We start from the raw sequence: 15,625 nt of genomic DNA, 5'->3' as shown, positions 1-15,625 counted from the left end.
AGGAGTTCCCGATGGCGCTGGCTTTGGGGGTGGATACGGGTGGAACCTACACGGACGCGGTTCTGATCCGGGATGAGCGTGAGGTGATCGCCTCGGCCAAATCCCTGACGACACGGTCCGATCTGGCAATTGGCGTCGGTAAGGCGATTCAGGCAGTTCTGGACGCGGCGCAGGTGGCGCCAGAGCAAATCTCGATGGCATCGCTGTCGACCACATTGGCAACAAATGCACTGGTCGAGGGGCAGGGCGGGCGCGTGGCGCTGATCTATATCGGGTTCAAGGAAGACGACCTTGATAAGCACGGTCTGAGGGATGCGCTGAAAGGTGACCCGGCCCTCGTCTTATCAGGCGGTCATACCCATGCCGGAGGACAGGCTGCTCCGCTGGACACTGTGGCGCTGGAGTCGTTTTTAGACTTTCACAAAGGCGTTTCTGGCTTTGCGGTGGCCGCTCAGTTCGCCACGCGCAACCCCGCGCATGAGTTAGAGGCGGCGCGACTCATTGCAGATAGGACGGGTGCGCCGGTGACGTGTTCGCATCATCTGTCGGCCAAGCTGAACGGTCCGAAACGCGCCGTTACAGCGGTATTGAACGCCCGCTTGATCGGTATGATTGACCGCTTGATCGGGCGAGCTCAGGATCAGCTATTGGAACTTGGTATAAGTGCCCCGATGATGGTTGTACGCGGCGATGGCGCATTAATGAGCGCCGAGCAAGCGCGCGAGCGACCGATTGAAACGATTCTTAGCGGTCCGGCGGCGTCCATTGTTGGGGCAAGCTGGCTGACGGGGGCCGAAAATGCGCTGGTTTCGGATATTGGCGGGACAACGACGGATGTCGCTCTGATCCGGGGTGGTAAACCGGCGATAGATCCAGCAGGTGCACAGGTCGGCGGGTTTCGCACTATGGTCGAGGCCGTGGCGATGCGGACGCATGGTTTGGGTGGTGACAGTCAGGTGCATGCGGTGACCGAAGGCTTGGGCGGCGGGGTGTTTCTGGGGCCGCGGCGGGTGGTGCCTGTCTCTTTGATTGCGTCAGAAGCCCCCGACGTCGTTCATGCTGCTTTGGATGCCCAGTTACGATCGACCACAGTTGGTGAGCATGACACGCGCTTTGCGCGCCTTGTTCCCGGTATTCACGCTGGGGGGCTGGGTGGACGCGAAGAGGCTTTGATCGAGCGGTTGGGAGACCGGGTTATGCCGCTGAGCGATCTGTTGCGCACCCGGATGGAGAACGGGGCCCTGACGCGTCTGGTGGATCGAGGGATCGTTCAGGTTTCGGGCGTCACGCCATCAGATGCCAGCCACGTACTGGGTCGGCTGGATAGCTGGGATGCTGAGGCTGCCGGGAAAGCGTTGGAACTGATGGCGCGCAAGCGTGTGGGTACCGGAGACAGGCTGGCAGCCACGCCCAGAAACCTGGCGGAGATGATTGTAAACAAGCTTACGGAACAAACGGTTCTAACCTTGTTAGAAACTGCTTTTGTCGAAGAAGCAGAAAATTTCGGTCTGCCACCCGCCGAATTAGCCCGCCATGTTCTGACGCACAAAGGCTTGTCAAAGCATCGCGGGCTTTTGGCGCTGGATGCAGCGTTGAATGTGGATGTGGTAGGACTTGGCGCGTCGGCCCCCAGCTATTACCCGGCAGTTGGTGAACGCTTGCACGCCCGGATGATCCTGCCTGAGCACGCAGGCGTGGCCAATGCCATCGGTGCCGTAGTCGGGCGGCTTACTCTGCGCCGGTCCGGGACAGTGACGTCCCCGTCCGAGGGGCGCTACAGGGTTCATCTTGAAAATGGTCCGCAAGACTTTACCGAATCCGACAAGGCACTGGACATGCTTGAATCTGTGCTGCGGGATGAGGCAGAGGGCGCTGTTCGCCAAGCCGGGGCTGCGGATATCCGGGTCGTCGTCGATCGGGACATCCGCACTGCTAGGATCGAAGCACAAGACGTGTTCGTCGAGGCGATGATCACTGTTGAGGCCAGTGGTCGGCCTCGCGTGGCGTCAGGGTAGCCCCGCAAGGGGGCTGCGCCACTATTCTGCCGCGTCGCGCTTGGGCAGAACCCAATCTGCACGTGGGAAATGGCAGGTATAGCCGTTCGGGATACGCTCAAGATAGTCCTGATGCTCGGGCTCGGCCTCCCAGAAATCACCGACAGGCTCGACTTCGGTTACAACCTTGCCTGGCCATAACCCGCTGGCATTCACGTCGGCAATCGTGTCCAGGGCCACTTGTTTCTGCGCGTCGTCAACATAGTAAATCGCCGAACGATAGCTCATCCCGCGATCGTTGCCCTGACGGTTCAGCGTTGTTGGATCGTGAATCTGAAAGAAGAACTCCAGCAATTCGCGATAGGTGATTTTTGTTGGATCGAAAAAGATCTCGATCCCTTCGGCATGGGTTCCGTGGTTGCGATAAGTTGCGTTTGGTACGTCACCGCCCGTATAGCCGACACGGGTGCGCGACACCCCCGGCAATTTGCGGATCAGGTCCTGCATGCCCCAGAAACAGCCCCCGGCCAGTACGGCACGTTCTTCGGTCATCAGATATCCTCCACATGGTTCAGGTAATCGCCGTACCCTTCGGCCTCCATCTCATCGCGATGAATGAACCGCAGCGCGGCAGAGTTGATGCAATATCGCAGGCCGCCATGCTCGCGCGGCCCATCAGGAAACACGTGGCCCAGATGGCTGTCCCCGTGTTTCGAGCGTACTTCGACCCGCACCATTCCAAGGGTTGTGTCAGATTTTTCCAACACGTGTTCATCAATGATTGGCTTGGTAAAGCTGGGCCAGCCGCACCCGGATTCGTATTTGTGGGTGGAGGCAAACAGTGGCTCACCTGATACGATATCCACGTAGATGCCCGGTTCCTTGTTGTGCAGGTACTCGCCCGTTCCCGGACGTTCAGTGCCGTTGCGTTGCGTCACGCGAAGCTGTTCGGGTGTCAAGGCAGCAATGGCTTCACTGGATTTGGTGAAACGCGTCATGGTTCCTCCCGCTTGGTTTGACTGATATGTAATCTGGTGCGCCAAAGAGGAAATAAAAAGCCCATTTCAGCGGCCTCGCGGTGTCGTGTGTATGATCCACGTGGGCGCTTACTGCGTATACTCAGTATATCGGAGGGGTAGAAATGGTTCGTGTACTTCTTTTGACCGCTTTAATCCTGATTGGTCGCACCGTTCAAGCGTCACAGTTGAGTGGTGAATTCCCGTCGATCGACGGGGGCACATTGTCGATAGAGAATTGGCGAGGCCAGGCGGTTCTAGTGGTGAACACGGCGTCGCAATGTGGATTTACGGGCCAGTACGAAGCACTCCAACAAGTTCATGAAGAGTATTCGGATCGTGGGTTGGTCGTGTTGGCCGTGCCGTCGGATTCGTTCAATCAAGAGCTGAACTCGGCCGAAGACGTTAAGCAATTTTGCGAGGTGAATTTTGGACTGACCCTGCCGATGACCGATATCACACCGGTCATCGGGCCGGATGCGCACCCTTTTTACAAGGCAGTTCTGGCTGAGACCGGGTTCGCACCGCGTTGGAATTTCAACAAGGTTCTACTTGATCAAAATGGCTCTGTCGTTGCCACGTTTGGATCGAGTGTCCGGCCGGATTCGTCAAAGCTGCTGCGTCAGGTCGAGGCCGTGCTTCCCTGAGATGGCTGCCGCGAAAGCTGCACAGCCAGAATGCCCAAGGTGGTGATCCCCACCCCGACAAGATCCAGCGGGCCGAGTTGTTCCCCTAAAAGGATCGCCGCGATGCTGACGCCGAACACCGGATTGAGGAAATGGAAGGTTGCGGCACGGGTCGCGCCGATCCGATCCAGCAGCAACACCCAGATCAGAGTGGCCAGCAGACCGGGGAAAAGCGTCGTATATGTGAAAGCCAGCGCAAGGGGTACAGTTGGGTGAACAAATATTGTCTCAAACATGGGCGCGGCAACAAACAGGACCGCCGACCCCACCAGCATCTGTAACCCGACCACCATCATGAAGTTCCCACCTGATGTGGCGCCGCGAATGGTGAGCGTTGCGAATGTCAGCGCCAGAGCGCCTATGCAGCACAGTGTAACGCCGAATAGATCGACACCACCGCCGATGCGGGTGCTCAGGATAAGAGCGACGCCTGCGAATCCGGCAAACAAGCCTAGTACCGCGACCGGTCGTAACTTTTCGCCCAGAAACAGAAAACCCGCAAATGCCACCAGCAAGGGCATGGTGGACGCGATTATTGCCGCAACCGAAGCCTCGACCGTTTGCATTGCATAGAAGTTTAGACCCAAATAAAGGGCGTTTTGACAGATACCGAACAAAATCGTTGCACGCCATTGGGATCGTGTCAGATGCCAGCTTTGTCCCATTACCCAGGCAATGAGGACCCCGAGGATACCCGAGATCAAAAACCGCAGCGCCAATGAAAACAATGGTGATGCATCTGTGACGATGATCCGGGCCGAGGTGAAGGCTGACGACCAGATGAAGGCAAAAATCAGCCCCATGGCGATTGCGCGAAAATCCATTGGTCCCCCGTTACTTCGGTGGGACTTTTTCTGATTTTCAGGTGGGTCGCAAGCATCCTTGGGTAAAAAACATGCCTGCGGGGCGCGTATTTACGTCACGATGTTGTTGGTGGGCCTTGCGGTTAAAGCGCAATCCGAACGCAAGCAAAACCTGGGATTCACCACGTGATGCCTACGGGCCCCAATCTGCATTTCCGAAAGGTAGGCACCGCTTAATGACTTAGCCCTTAACGAAAGCAAAGTGCAGTCGCCCGGTTTGTTTTGCGGACCAGAGTTGGCAGCGCCAGCCGCTACGCTATCTTTCGATAAAAGCAATTGGGAAAACCACAGAATGCTGGAAGAAAAACGCAAAGACCTTGATGCAGAAAAGCAGAAGAAGATCCTGCTGCGGCTTGTTGACGAACTCAGTCAGTCATCTCCGGACTTGTACTACAGGCCAACTAGCGACATTGCGGCATATCTTGAGAAATATATTCGTGGCGACGCAAAGCTGACGGCGGATGAACGTACGTTGATGAACCGGCTCAGCCGCCGCGATCTGGAAGTGTTGTTGAGCTTGCACTGACACCATAGAAAAAGGGCCCCCGATCGGGTGGCCCTTTATCATTGTTCATGCTGCCTGCGATTAGCCGTTGACGCTGTCCTTAAGCGCCTTCGCTATGGTCATCTTGACCACTTTGTCGGCTTCTTTCTTGAACTGCTCGCCAGTGGCAGGGTTGCGCACCATGCGCTCGGGGCGCTCGCGGCAATAGATTTTGCCGACGCCAGGCAAGGTCACCGCACCGCCAGCCGATACTTCGCGGGTAATCAGGCCAGTGATAGCCTCCAGCGCGCTGTTGGCGGCTTTCTTGTCGGTTCCCATTTCCTCAGCGAGAGCAGCAACCAGCTGAGTCTTTGTCATAGGCTTTGCCATTTCTTGGTCTCCTTAACGTGCCCGATAGATTGGGCCTCACCGCGTAACTGTAACGGGATATTGTGGTCAAACACAACGAATAGTAGCGCTGAAAACCCTAAAAATAGGGGGGTTTCGTTGCTTTTTTGCGTCAGAGAAAGGCTGTTTCGTCAAACGAACGCAATTTCCGGCTGTGTAAACGCTCCAGCGGCATGCCGCGCAGGTGTTCCATCGCTCGTATTCCAATCGCCAAATGACGGCTGACCTGAGTGGTATAAAACGCCGAAGCCATACCGGGCAGCTTTAGTTCGCCATGCAGCGGTTTGTCTGACACACACAGCAAAGTGCCATAGGGCACCCGGAACCGATAGCCGTTTGCAGCAATGGTGGCGCTTTCCATATCCAGCGCAATCGCGCGGGATTGGCTGAGTCGCTGCACCGGGCCAGACTGGTCGCGCAATTCCCAGTTGCGGTTGTCGACCGAGGCAACTGTACCGGTTCGCATGATCCGCTTGAGTTCATAGCCTTCCAGTTCCGTGACCTCGGCCACGGCCTGTTCCAGCGCCACCTGAATCTCGGCCAGCGGCGGGATCGGCACCCAGACCGGCAGATCATCGTCCAGAACCTTGTCATCGCGCAGATAGGCATGGGCCAGAACGAAATCCCCCAGCGCCTGCGTGTTTCGCAACCCGGCACAATGGCCGACCATAAGCCAGGCATGCGGGCGCAGCACGGCTATGTGGTCGGTGGCAGTTTTGGCATTCGACGGACCAACCCCGATGTTCACAAGCGTAATCCCGGATCCATCGGCGCGCTTGAGGTGATAGGTGGGCATCTGCGGCAGTTTCAAAGGTTGCTCAATCACGCCATCGGGGTCCGTGATTTCGGCATTTCCGGTCGAGACGAAGCTGGTATAGCCGCTATCGGGGTTCGCCATTTGCGCACGGGCGTAGCTTTCAAACTCGGATACGTAGAACTGGTAGTTGGTGAAAAGAACGTGGTTCTGAAAATGATCGGGGTCGGTTGCGGTGTAGTGTGAGAGCCGCGCAAGCGAATAGTCTACCCGTTGCGCAGTGAACAGCGAAAGCGGTCCAGGCTTGTCCTCGGCATCATGGACGCCGTTGACGATGTCGTCATTGGTTGAGGTCAGATCCGGTACGTCAAACACATCGCGCAACGTGAAACCGGCCGCTCCCTGATGTGGAACCACGAGGTCTGGATTGTTGGCCACGGCGAAATGCACCGGAATCGGCGTATCGGATGCGCCGATTGTCACAGGTTGGTCGTGGTTCTTGATCAGCAGCGCGATCTGCTGCGTCAGGTATGAGCGGAACAGATCGGGGCGGGTGACAGTCGTCGCATGAGTGCCCGGTTCCGATACATGACCAAAGCTCAGTCGGCTGTCGACCTGCGCATAAGAAGAGGTCTTGATGCGAATCTCTGGGTAATACGCCCTGTAGCGCTCAGTTGGTGCCTCTCCATCCATTGCTTCCGAAAAGCTGTCACAGAGGAATTGGATTGCTTGGGTATATAGCTCTTCCAGATGAGCAACTGCTTCAGCGGGGTCTTTGAATGTTTCCGGGGTCGGAACATCAGGTGTTCTTATAATCGTCATGCAAGGGGTTCCAGAAGGTCAATCTTTTGAAATGTCCGCACGTCCACCAGACCAAGGTCGGAAATCCGCAGCTCGGGGATCACGACAAGGGCCAACAGTGAGTGCTGCATATAAGCGTTGTTCAATTGGCAACCGCAAGCCTGCATTGCAGCAACCATCTGTTCCGCTTTTGCCGCGACATCGGTTGCCGGGCTGTCTGACATCAAGCCCGCGATCGGAAGTTCGACCAAGGCCAATTCTTCGCCATCGCGGTAAATAGTGATACCGCCGCCGACCTCGGCCAGACGGTTCGCGGCCAGTGCCATCTGCTCGCGGTCGGTGCCGACCACGATCATGTGGTGACTGTCATGCGCTACGGTAGAGGCCATCGCCATTTTGCCCTGATACCCAAAGCCCGAAACGAAGGCATTTGTCACGCCCCCGGTCGCGCAGTGACGTTCGACCAGCGCGATCTGGCAAACATCTCCCTCCCCCTCGACCAGCCCGCCAATGATCGGAAGCTCGGCCTTCAGTGCCTTTGTGGGTGCTTGGTTTTCAACTACGCCAATCACATTGGCCTGCACACGATTGGCACCAACGGGCGCTTTGATTTCGAAATCTGTTTCTGTCAGTGCGTGGCCGAGATGCACGGTGTTGCGTGCGGTGTCTGGCCAGTTCAGATGTGGGCAGTCGACTGTGATCGCGCCGTTCTCGGACACCACCTGACCACGGGCGATGACCATTTCGATGGGCAGTTCCGTCAGGTCCGAACTCAGCACCACATCAGCTCGTCGTCCCGGAGTGATTGAGCCGATCTCACGCTCCAGCCCGAAATGGGTTGCGGTGTTGATTGTCGCCATCTGCAAAGCCACAAGCGGATCACAGCCGCAGGCAATTGCATGGCGTACAACGCGGTTCATGTGCCCTTCATTGACCAACGTGCCCGAGTGGCAGTCATCTGTACAAAGAATAAAGCTCCGCGGGTCCAGCCCCTTTTCAGTAATGGCCGTGATCTGGCTTTCGACATCATACCAGGCGGAGCCCAGTCGCATCATCGACCGCATCCCTTGCCGAACTCTGGCAATTGCGTCAGCCTCACATGTCCCTTCGTGATCATCCGCTGGGCCTCCGGCCACATAAGCTGCGAAGTCTGGTCCTAAATCAGGTGATGCATAGTGTCCGCCCACTGTTTTGCCAGCGTTCTGTGTGGCTGCGATTTCGGCCAGCATCTTGGGGTCGCCCTGGATGACACCGGGGAAATTCATCATCTCACCCAGCCCAATGATACCGGGCCAGGTCATCGCCTGGGCGACGTCCTCGGGCGTGATCTCGTACCCAGTTGTCTCAAGCCCCGGTGCTGAAGGCGCGCAAGAGGGCATTTGGGTATAGATGTTGACGGGCTGCATCAGTGCTTCGTCATGCATCATGCGTACACCGTCCAGCCCCAACACGTTGGCGATTTCATGTGGGTCCGTGAACATCGATGTGGTTCCATGAGGAATCACCGCACGGGCAAATTCGGCCGGGGTCAGCATGCCCGATTCGATATGCATGTGTGCGTCGCAAAGGCCGGGCAACATATAACGGCCCTGCGCCTCGATGATTTGTGTATCAGGACCCACGCAATGGGATGCATCCGGTCCAACAAATGCGATGCGCCCTGCCGCGATGGCGATATCGTGGTTGGGCAAGGTCTCACGGCTGTGCACATTTACCCAGATGCCGCCACGGATGACCATATCCGCAGCCTCTCGCCCTGCGGCGACGGCAATTAAACGAGGGGCAACATCGGGCCAGCTTGGGAAGGATGTGTATTCCATGACGCAACTTTCCCGAATGCTGAGAAAGGTGCAACCCCCGTCGAACAGCTATCGTGAAACCGTCGCGCAGCGCGTCAGCGCTGCCGGGCCCAACCAGAGGAGATGTCGCGCAGCGGTATCGACGATGGACGGGAGCACCCTTGATTACCGTAGTTGGTCCACCTGCATCTCACGGCGAATCCAATCGGCAAACGCGACAGCGCCCGGAGTTTCTTCGGCCTGGGGCGAAAGCAGCAGGTAATAGGCCTCGGGCATTTCGGCACGATAGGAAAAGGGTGCCCACAGCCGTCCCTGCTCAATCAGGTCGCGCGCGATGGTGTCATGGCTCAGGCACAGCCCTCCGCCGGACATCGCAACGGATAAGCTAACCAGATAGGTGGTTGAGTACACAATTGGCGGATTTTCCCATGTTAGAGCCTGGTCTTGGACCCAATTCATCCAATTGGACATCAGGTTGGAGCAATCAAATAGTGGTTTTTGTTGTAATGTATCCAACGTCACCTGATAGCCCGGCGCGCAGACCGGGTAATAGTAATCGGTCCGCAGCAATTCTGTCCGCACTGTATCGGATGGTCGCAGCGAATAGCGAATCTCAACCGCAGCCCCCTCGGCCATTTCGCGGGGTTCCCAAAGTTCGGTGAAGATGTTCAGTTGCACCTCGGGATGCTCGGTCCTGAACTTTGGCAGGCGCGGAGCCAGCCAGTTTACAGCGAAACTGATGTTGCTTTGGACCTGAACAGCATTTTGCTGCGCGCCCGTGACCGCCTGTGTGCCACGCATCAGTGTCCGGAAAGCGTCACGCACAACAGGCAGATAAGTGATGCCTGCCTCGGTCAGTTCCAGCGCTCGTGGCCGGCGTAGGAACAAGGGCTGGCCCAGATACCCTTCAAGAGACTTTATCTGCTGACTGACCGCGCTTTGGGTCATGTTCAGGTCACGGGCCGCACCGGTGAAGGACATATGGCGCGCTGCAGCTTCGAATGTGCGCAGCCAGCCAAGCGGCGGAAGCGGTGTCTGCATGACATAACCTTTCCATTAGTTTAGCTAATGCTCTACCTGCGTATTTTTCGTTGGTCAAACTCTGGTTGCCAAGGCACCCTTTCCCACAACACTTGCCAGCCTGATCGGAGACGCCAATGACCGTCACAAACCTGCGCCCAAATATCGACTACTGGACCGAACGAGTGGATCTGGCCGCGACTTTCCGCTGGACAGAGCGGCTGAACATGCATGAAGGCGTGGCAAATCATTTCAGCCTGGCTGTCAATGACGAGGGAACACAGTTCCTGATGAATCCCAACCAGATGCATTTCGCGCGCGTGAAGGCGTCGAATCTGTTGTTGCTTGACGCCAATGACCCGGATGTCATGTCCCAATCCGGTGCCCCGGACCCCACGGCATGGGGGCTGCACGGCTCGATCCATCGCCAATGCCCGCATGCGCGCTGCGTGATGCATGTGCATTCAATCTTTGCCACTGTTCTGGCGTCTCTGTCAGATAGCACTTTGCCACCGATTGATCAGAACACGGCGACGTTCTTCAACCGGTATGTGGTTGATGATGAATTTGGCGGGCTTGCTTTTGAAAGCGAAGGTGCGCGCTGTGCCTCAATGCTGTCGGACCCGAAAAAGAAGGTGATGATCATGGGCAACCACGGGGTTCTGGTGATCGGCAGCGACCCGGCGGACACGTTCAATCGCCTCTACTATTTTGAGCGCGCGGCGGAGACCTATATCCGCGCGCTTCAAACCGGCCAACCCCTGCGTGTGCTGTCCGACGCGATCGCCGAGAAGACCGCGCAGGAATTGGACGACTATCCCGATCAGGCCGAAGCGCATCTGCGCGAGATCAAAGCTCTGCTGGATGCCGAAGGCTCCGATTACGCCACATAAAGGGTATCGACATGGCCGAAGCCTCACAGGATCCCGAAACTGCCCGCTGGCACTATCACCCGAAAGGGCCGGTAGGGTTGAACCCGTTGTTCAGTTGGCCCCCTCGCCCTAGTGCTGTTTTGAAATGGTATAGCGGTGCGTGGTTGCAAATCACGTCACTGACGCTGTGCATGGTGCTGGCCGTAACAGCATACGTATTCTTTTTCCCTTCGTTAGAGACAATGCAAAGCTTTGCTCCGGGCTGGATGTTTCGCATCTGGCTGCTGAACATGGTGCCGCAGATATTGATCGCGGGCGGTCTTCATTGGTGGCTGTATGTGCGCAAAGGACAGGGCATGTACAAGAAATTCGACCGCCGGGACCTGACGCGGAACAATGGCAACTTCACCTTCCGCAATCAGGTCTGGGACAATATCTGGTGGACGCTTGGCAGTGCGATGACTGTGGCGACCGTGTATCAGTGGATCATTTATTGGGCGATGGCCAACGGATATGTGCCCACCATGGCCTGGGCCAGCGCGCCGGTTTGGTGTGTTGTCTGGATGGCATTCATTCCGATGTGGTCAGGCTTGCATTTTTACTGGGTGCATCGTCTGGCGCATCACCCCAAGCTCTACAAACACGTCCATGCCGTGCATCATCGTAATGTGAACATCGGGCCGTGGTCGGGCATTTCGAACCACTGGTACGAGAACCTGCTATATTTCTCTGGCTACTTTATCCACCTGATCGTGCCGTCGCATCCGCTGCACGTGTTATTCCACACGTATTTCCAGCAGATCAGCCCTGTTCTGTCGCATTCCGGATTCGAAAAGCTGAGGGCTGGAAACACCGATGCCGCCCGCGCCGGTGATTTCTTTCATCAACTGCATCACCGGTATTTCGAGTGCAACTATGGCACCTCCGAGATTCCGTTCGACAAATGGTTTGGCACCTATCACGACGGCACCGCCGAAGCGACGACCCGCACCCGCGCGTTCAAAAAGCAGATGTATACCTAAGGGGTCAGGTCCGTTCGAACAAAGCAATCAGCGCCGTGTCATCCTTGTTAGGCCCGGCGGCGAGTTCGCCGTAAATACGTACCTCTGGCAGGGTAAGGTTTTGTATCTCGCCCTGCGCCAGTTCTTGCAGGGTTTCCGCAAAGCGCATCTTTTCATAGTGCTTTGCATTGATCGACAACGCGAATTGCGCGCCGGGCCGGGCGATGCGCAGCAAGGCGGGCAGGGCCTCGGGGCCCAGATGACCGTGGGTGAACGTGCCAGACGAAACAATGCCCGCATAGCTGTTGTCCGGGGCCGGAATGCCCTGGTTCAGATCGGCCTCGATTGCGTGTCGATAGATGGCCTTGCGCATGGCCTGATCCAGCATCTCGGCGCTGATATCAGTTGCATCAATCGGACCAACGCCCAGCCCAGCCAGAATCGCGCCACATAAGCCCGTACCTGCACCTACATCCAGAACCGGCCCCTGGCCGCCAGCGGCCACAAACGCGCGCGCTGTATGGTTATGCAGCTGATAATCTTCAAGCGCGGCAAAGCCTTCGTCATAATCTCCGGCCCATTCGGCATAAAGCCGTTTGTGGTCTTCCGGAGTGTCCAGCGCGTAGGCGGCGTGCAGGTTGGGTGTTTTATCGCTCATGCCTCAATGAAAGTCGCATCGAAGGATTCGATCAAGTATTCTGACGCAGATGCTTGCATCCACTGGGATTGCGGATCATCAAGGGCACCATGTCAGGTACTCTTTTTTCCTTCGGCCACGGGTATTCGGCACAGGCTTTGTCCCGCCTGTTGTCACCCCAAGGCTGGACCATTCGCGGGACCACACGCGATCCGGCCCAATTCCAAACGATTCGCGCATCCGGCGCGGAGCCTTTCGTTTGGCCGGGGCAATCTCCGGACTTGAATGGGGTGACGCATCTGTTGATCTCGACCGCACCGAATGCTGAGGGCGATCCGGTTCTGGCGGTTTTGAAAGAAGAAATCGCCGCGAGGGCTGCGCAGTTTCAATGGGTCGGATATCTGTCGACTACAGCAGTCTATGGCGATCATCAGGGCGCATGGGTGGACGAATCCACGCCGGCCACCCCGACGGCCAAGCGGGGCAGATGGCGGCTGGAGGCTGAGCAACAATGGCTTGGCATCCCGGAACTGCCCGTACATATCTTTCGGCTGGCCGGTATTTATGGCCCCGGTCGCGGCCCGTTTTCCAAGCTCAAGCGTGTCGGGATGCGTCGCATCATAAAGCCCGGGCAAGTGTTTTCACGCATTCATGTGGCAGATATCGCGCAAGTTCTTGCAGCGTCGATGGCCGCGCCGAATCCGGGCGCGGTTTACAACGTGTGCGATGATGAACCGATGCCGCCGCAAGATGTGATCGCCTATGCGGCTGAACTGCAAGGGCTGCCCTTGCCCCCGGCAGTGCCGTTTGACGAAGCTGACCTGACACCCATGGCCCGAAGCTTTTATAGCGAGAACAAGCGCGTCAGGAATGACCGTATCAAGGATGAACTGGGCGTGCGCCTGCTGTACCCGGATTATCGCACCGGGTTGCAGGCACTGATGAGCGATGGCTAACCTTTAACGCGCAGCGGCCTTTATCAGGTCAGCCGCCTTTTCGGCGATCATAATGGTCGGTGCGTTGGTGTTGCCTGAGACCAGAGTTGGCATAACCGAAGCATCGAGGACCCGCAGCCCCTCGATCCCGTACACGCGCAATTCGGGGTCAACTACGGCCATATCATCCACACCCATCTTGCATGTTCCCACGGGGTGATAAATCGTATCGGCTCTGTCTCGGATATGTCCTTCCCAATCCGCATCTGTCTGGGCGGTATCGGTCCCAAACATCTCTTTATGCCGGTATTTCTCAAGGGCAGGTGCCTGAATGATGTCGCGCATCATGCGCGCACCTTTGATCATCGTCTCCAGATCACGATCATCGGACAGGAAGGCTGGATCAATGGCCGGTGGCGCAAACGGGTCGGAGCTGGTTAGCCCGACGGTCCCCCGGCTTTCGGGGCGGAGCTTGCAGACATGGCAACTGAACCCGTGGCCATAATGCAGCTTTCGGGCGTGATCATCGACCAGCGAGATAACGAAGTGAAGCTGAATATCGGGTCGATCGAGATTCGGGTACGTTTTCAGGAACCCCGCCCCCTCTGCAAAGGGCGTGGCCGCCATTGAAACTCCAGTTTGACGCCAGCGCCACAGGTGGCGCAGCAGGTTGGCGGTAGCAAACGCTCCGATCCCAAAATTGTCGGTATCCCTGGTTTTATAGGACAGGATGAAATCCAGATGATCCTGCAGGTTCTTGCCAACGCCGGGCAGATTGTGACGCACGGCGATGCCATGTCGGGTCAAGTCCGCGCCCGCCCCGATCCCTGAAAGCTGCAATAATTGCGGCGACATGAAGGCTCCGGCGCAGATCAGCACCTCGCGCCGCGCTGTAACCGTAATGTCTGCGCCTTTTGCTTTCTTTTTGTAAACCACACCGGTTGCGCGTTTCCCGTCAAACGTCAGTTCCTTGGCGTGGGCATGAGTTATGACCGTCAGGTTCGGACGCTCCATCACCGGATGGACATACGCTGCAGCGGCAGAACAACGTTCACCGTTTCGCGCCGGGTCGTGGAATTGCGTAACCTGGTAAAGACCAACGCCTTCGTTGTCGCCGCGGTTGAAATCTCGCCTGCGGCGGTGCTGCATCTGTTCAGCCGCCTCAATGAACGCATGCGTGATAGGGCGGGGCTCTTTCTGGTGTGAGACATGAAGCGGACCGCTGTCGCCATGTAGGTCATCTGCACCATCCTCATTATTCTCGGATCGTTTGAAATAGGGCAGGACGCTGTCCCAGTCCCATCCGGTGCAGCCATGTTCGGCCCACCCGTCATAGTCCTGACGCTGCCCCCTGATGTACAGCATTGCATTGATCGCGCTGGACCCGCCCAGCACCTTGCCGCGCGGCTGATACCCGCGGCGCCCGTTCAGCCCTTGCTGTGGCACAGTTTCCAAAGCCCAGTTGTTGATCTTTGGCCGCCCCGGCAGCGCAGCAACCACGGCTGCGGGCATCCGCACCACAATACCGTCGCCACGCCCGCCGGCCTCAAGCAGGCAAACATGGGTGTCGGGGTCTTCGCTCAGTCGGTTTGCCAGAACAGAACCTGCTGACCCGCCGCCGACGATCACATAGTCAAATTCCATTCCGCTCTCCTTGGTGCTGGGTCGGGCATGGTCCTGCCCGCCTTGTCCTTCTGATCAGAGAGTGGCGTAACTGCGAAAAAACACAATCTCCACAAATGCCTTGTGACCCAAGGTTATATAGGGACGCAGTTGCGGAACCGAGTGTAGCCCGGGCCTCCGCCGAAGTTGTCCCGAATTCAAACTGCAGAACTGCCATGAAACACAGCCTTCGTGTTTTCGTTGGTCTGGGACCACATAGAGGGACAAGATAGGATTGATGGCCGCTGATACGAAGATGAGCATGGGCGCGATTGATGACCCAATCTCGAAAACGGTTTTGAGAGAACGCCAAAGAGCTTGATGTTGTCTTTACTAAAATCGTCCGTGACTTCACCTCGGTCGGCGTTTTCCGTGGCGCAAGGCTTTTGTGTATACCAAGCATTGGGTACGATTCTGCTGAAAGGTCGCCTGTTCACCCACTTAAAGCAGTGCTTTGGCGGCTTCACAGTGAAAAACGTCAGTTTAACTAATTGACTTAATTACATTTAATGGTTTTCGTTTGAGAAATGTGAAGTTTTTTCAAAATGGGGGTTGCAGGTCCCAGACCTAATCCGTAAATACCCCTTCACCGGCGCTGCTGAGGCGGTTGCTGGGACGCTGGAGACGGCGGTGACGCATCGGAGAGACGGTGGGACGCTCGGGAGAGACTGGGGGCATCTTTGGTTGTGGGTT

Annotated in this window: 15 protein-coding genes; 6 read left to right on the top strand and 9 right to left on the bottom strand. The window is 57.0% G+C overall.

Features of this window, described 5'->3' with window-relative positions; genetic code table 11:
- The first annotated feature begins 11 nt into the window (after positions 1-11).
- On the top strand, positions 12-2,015 hold the full coding sequence (locus AC2FIT_RS21675; protein ID WP_496832386.1) for a hydantoinase/oxoprolinase family protein: 2,004 nt from the start codon (positions 12-14) through the stop codon (positions 2,013-2,015).
- A gap of 21 nt (positions 2,016-2,036) precedes the next feature.
- Here AC2FIT_RS21675 and msrA read toward each other — a convergent pair whose 3' ends face one another.
- Together msrA and msrB are read right to left on the bottom strand one after the other, a co-directional pair.
- Positions 2,037-2,546 (bottom strand): peptide-methionine (S)-S-oxide reductase MsrA, encoded by a 510-nt coding sequence (msrA, locus tag AC2FIT_RS21670; protein WP_068341134.1) that lies wholly within the window; start codon positions 2,544-2,546, stop codon positions 2,037-2,039.
- Positions 2,546-2,992, bottom strand: a complete 447-nt coding sequence (msrB, locus tag AC2FIT_RS21665) for a peptide-methionine (R)-S-oxide reductase MsrB (protein WP_496832384.1) — start codon at positions 2,990-2,992, stop codon at positions 2,546-2,548. The genes msrA and msrB overlap by 1 nt, the downstream gene beginning before the upstream one ends.
- A gap of 143 nt (positions 2,993-3,135) precedes the next feature.
- Here msrB and AC2FIT_RS21660 point away from each other — a divergent pair, with 143 nt between their 5' ends.
- On the top strand, positions 3,136-3,657 hold the full coding sequence (locus AC2FIT_RS21660; protein ID WP_496832383.1) for a glutathione peroxidase: 522 nt from the start codon (positions 3,136-3,138) through the stop codon (positions 3,655-3,657).
- On the opposite strand, the gene AC2FIT_RS21655 is transcribed toward AC2FIT_RS21660, so the two are convergent.
- Positions 3,633-4,520 (bottom strand): DMT family transporter, encoded by an 888-nt coding sequence (locus tag AC2FIT_RS21655; protein WP_496832382.1) that lies wholly within the window; start codon positions 4,518-4,520, stop codon positions 3,633-3,635. The two genes, AC2FIT_RS21660 and AC2FIT_RS21655, sit on opposite strands and share 25 nt — an antisense overlap.
- Before the next feature lie 331 nt (positions 4,521-4,851).
- On the opposite strand from AC2FIT_RS21655, the gene AC2FIT_RS21650 reads away from it, so the two are divergent.
- The gene (locus tag AC2FIT_RS21650) at positions 4,852-5,085 is read left to right on the top strand and encodes a hypothetical protein (protein WP_496832380.1); all 234 of its coding nucleotides are present in this window, start codon (positions 4,852-4,854) and stop codon (positions 5,083-5,085) included.
- Positions 5,086-5,145: 60 nt separating this feature from the next.
- Here AC2FIT_RS21650 and AC2FIT_RS21645 read toward each other — a convergent pair whose 3' ends face one another.
- From AC2FIT_RS21645 to AC2FIT_RS21630, 4 genes are all read right to left on the bottom strand, one after another.
- Positions 5,146-5,433, bottom strand: coding sequence for an HU family DNA-binding protein (locus AC2FIT_RS21645; RefSeq protein ID WP_068341148.1), 288 nt, complete (start codon positions 5,431-5,433; stop codon positions 5,146-5,148).
- 130 nt (positions 5,434-5,563) lie between these two features.
- On the bottom strand, positions 5,564-7,027 hold the full coding sequence (locus AC2FIT_RS21640; protein WP_496832378.1) for an AMP nucleosidase: 1,464 nt from the start codon (positions 7,025-7,027) through the stop codon (positions 5,564-5,566).
- A complete protein-coding gene (gene ade / locus AC2FIT_RS21635) occupies positions 7,024-8,826 on the bottom strand; it encodes an adenine deaminase (RefSeq protein ID WP_496832376.1) in 1,803 nt (600 codons plus the stop codon). Before ade ends, AC2FIT_RS21640 begins: the two co-directional genes overlap by 4 nt.
- A 144-nt stretch (positions 8,827-8,970) precedes the next feature.
- Positions 8,971-9,846: a LysR family transcriptional regulator gene (locus AC2FIT_RS21630; RefSeq protein ID WP_496832374.1), complete on the bottom strand. Its 876-nt coding sequence runs from the start codon at positions 9,844-9,846 to the stop codon at positions 8,971-8,973.
- Between the two features lie 116 nt (positions 9,847-9,962).
- Here AC2FIT_RS21630 and AC2FIT_RS21625 point away from each other — a divergent pair, with 116 nt between their 5' ends.
- Both AC2FIT_RS21625 and AC2FIT_RS21620 read left to right on the top strand, forming a co-directional pair.
- Positions 9,963-10,718, top strand: a complete 756-nt coding sequence (locus AC2FIT_RS21625) for a class II aldolase and adducin N-terminal domain-containing protein (protein WP_496832372.1) — start codon at positions 9,963-9,965, stop codon at positions 10,716-10,718.
- Between the two features lie 11 nt (positions 10,719-10,729).
- Positions 10,730-11,719: a sterol desaturase family protein gene (locus tag AC2FIT_RS21620; protein ID WP_496832370.1), complete on the top strand. Its 990-nt coding sequence runs from the start codon at positions 10,730-10,732 to the stop codon at positions 11,717-11,719.
- A 4-nt stretch (positions 11,720-11,723) separates the two neighbouring features.
- On the opposite strand, the gene AC2FIT_RS21615 is transcribed toward AC2FIT_RS21620, so the two are convergent.
- Complete coding sequence (locus AC2FIT_RS21615) at positions 11,724-12,356, bottom strand: class I SAM-dependent DNA methyltransferase (RefSeq protein WP_496832368.1); 633 nt, start codon at positions 12,354-12,356, stop codon at positions 11,724-11,726.
- Between the two features lie 89 nt (positions 12,357-12,445).
- Between AC2FIT_RS21615 and AC2FIT_RS21610 the strand changes: the two genes are divergently transcribed.
- Positions 12,446-13,291 carry an SDR family oxidoreductase gene (locus AC2FIT_RS21610; protein WP_496832366.1) on the top strand — a complete coding sequence of 282 codons (846 nt, stop codon included), beginning with the start codon at positions 12,446-12,448 and terminating at the stop codon, positions 13,289-13,291.
- Positions 13,292-13,294: 3 nt separating this feature from the next.
- Here AC2FIT_RS21610 and AC2FIT_RS21605 read toward each other — a convergent pair whose 3' ends face one another.
- Complete coding sequence (locus AC2FIT_RS21605) at positions 13,295-14,914, bottom strand: GMC family oxidoreductase (RefSeq protein WP_496832364.1); 1,620 nt, start codon at positions 14,912-14,914, stop codon at positions 13,295-13,297.
- Positions 14,915-15,625 lie beyond the last annotated feature (711 nt).

The organism is Ruegeria sp. YTSA135 (assembly GCF_059610165.1).
The sequence above is the reverse complement of the archived record's forward strand: the minus strand, read 5'-3'. Positions and strand labels throughout refer to the sequence as shown.

Excerpts from the sequence above, each read along its gene's own strand:
- AC2FIT_RS21675 (WP_496832386.1), top strand. The coding sequence starts at position 12 with ATGGCGCTGGCTTTGGGGGTGGATACGGGTGGAACCTACACGGACGCG.
- msrA (WP_068341134.1), bottom strand. The coding sequence starts at position 2,546 with ATGACCGAAGAACGTGCCGTACTGGCCGGGGGCTGTTTCTGGGGCATG.
- msrB (WP_496832384.1), bottom strand. The coding sequence starts at position 2,992 with ATGACGCGTTTCACCAAATCCAGTGAAGCCATTGCTGCCTTGACACCC.
- AC2FIT_RS21660 (WP_496832383.1), top strand. The coding sequence starts at position 3,136 with ATGGTTCGTGTACTTCTTTTGACCGCTTTAATCCTGATTGGTCGCACC.
- AC2FIT_RS21655 (WP_496832382.1), bottom strand. The coding sequence starts at position 4,520 with ATGGATTTTCGCGCAATCGCCATGGGGCTGATTTTTGCCTTCATCTGG.
- AC2FIT_RS21650 (WP_496832380.1), top strand. The coding sequence starts at position 4,852 with ATGCTGGAAGAAAAACGCAAAGACCTTGATGCAGAAAAGCAGAAGAAG.
- AC2FIT_RS21645 (WP_068341148.1), bottom strand. The coding sequence starts at position 5,433 with ATGGCAAAGCCTATGACAAAGACTCAGCTGGTTGCTGCTCTCGCTGAG.
- AC2FIT_RS21640 (WP_496832378.1), bottom strand. The coding sequence starts at position 7,027 with ATGACGATTATAAGAACACCTGATGTTCCGACCCCGGAAACATTCAAA.
- ade (WP_496832376.1), bottom strand. The coding sequence starts at position 8,826 with ATGGAATACACATCCTTCCCAAGCTGGCCCGATGTTGCCCCTCGTTTA.
- AC2FIT_RS21630 (WP_496832374.1), bottom strand. The coding sequence starts at position 9,846 with ATGCAGACACCGCTTCCGCCGCTTGGCTGGCTGCGCACATTCGAAGCT.
- AC2FIT_RS21625 (WP_496832372.1), top strand. The coding sequence starts at position 9,963 with ATGACCGTCACAAACCTGCGCCCAAATATCGACTACTGGACCGAACGA.
- AC2FIT_RS21620 (WP_496832370.1), top strand. The coding sequence starts at position 10,730 with ATGGCCGAAGCCTCACAGGATCCCGAAACTGCCCGCTGGCACTATCAC.
- AC2FIT_RS21615 (WP_496832368.1), bottom strand. The coding sequence starts at position 12,356 with ATGAGCGATAAAACACCCAACCTGCACGCCGCCTACGCGCTGGACACT.
- AC2FIT_RS21610 (WP_496832366.1), top strand. The coding sequence starts at position 12,446 with ATGTCAGGTACTCTTTTTTCCTTCGGCCACGGGTATTCGGCACAGGCT.
- AC2FIT_RS21605 (WP_496832364.1), bottom strand. The coding sequence starts at position 14,914 with ATGGAATTTGACTATGTGATCGTCGGCGGCGGGTCAGCAGGTTCTGTT.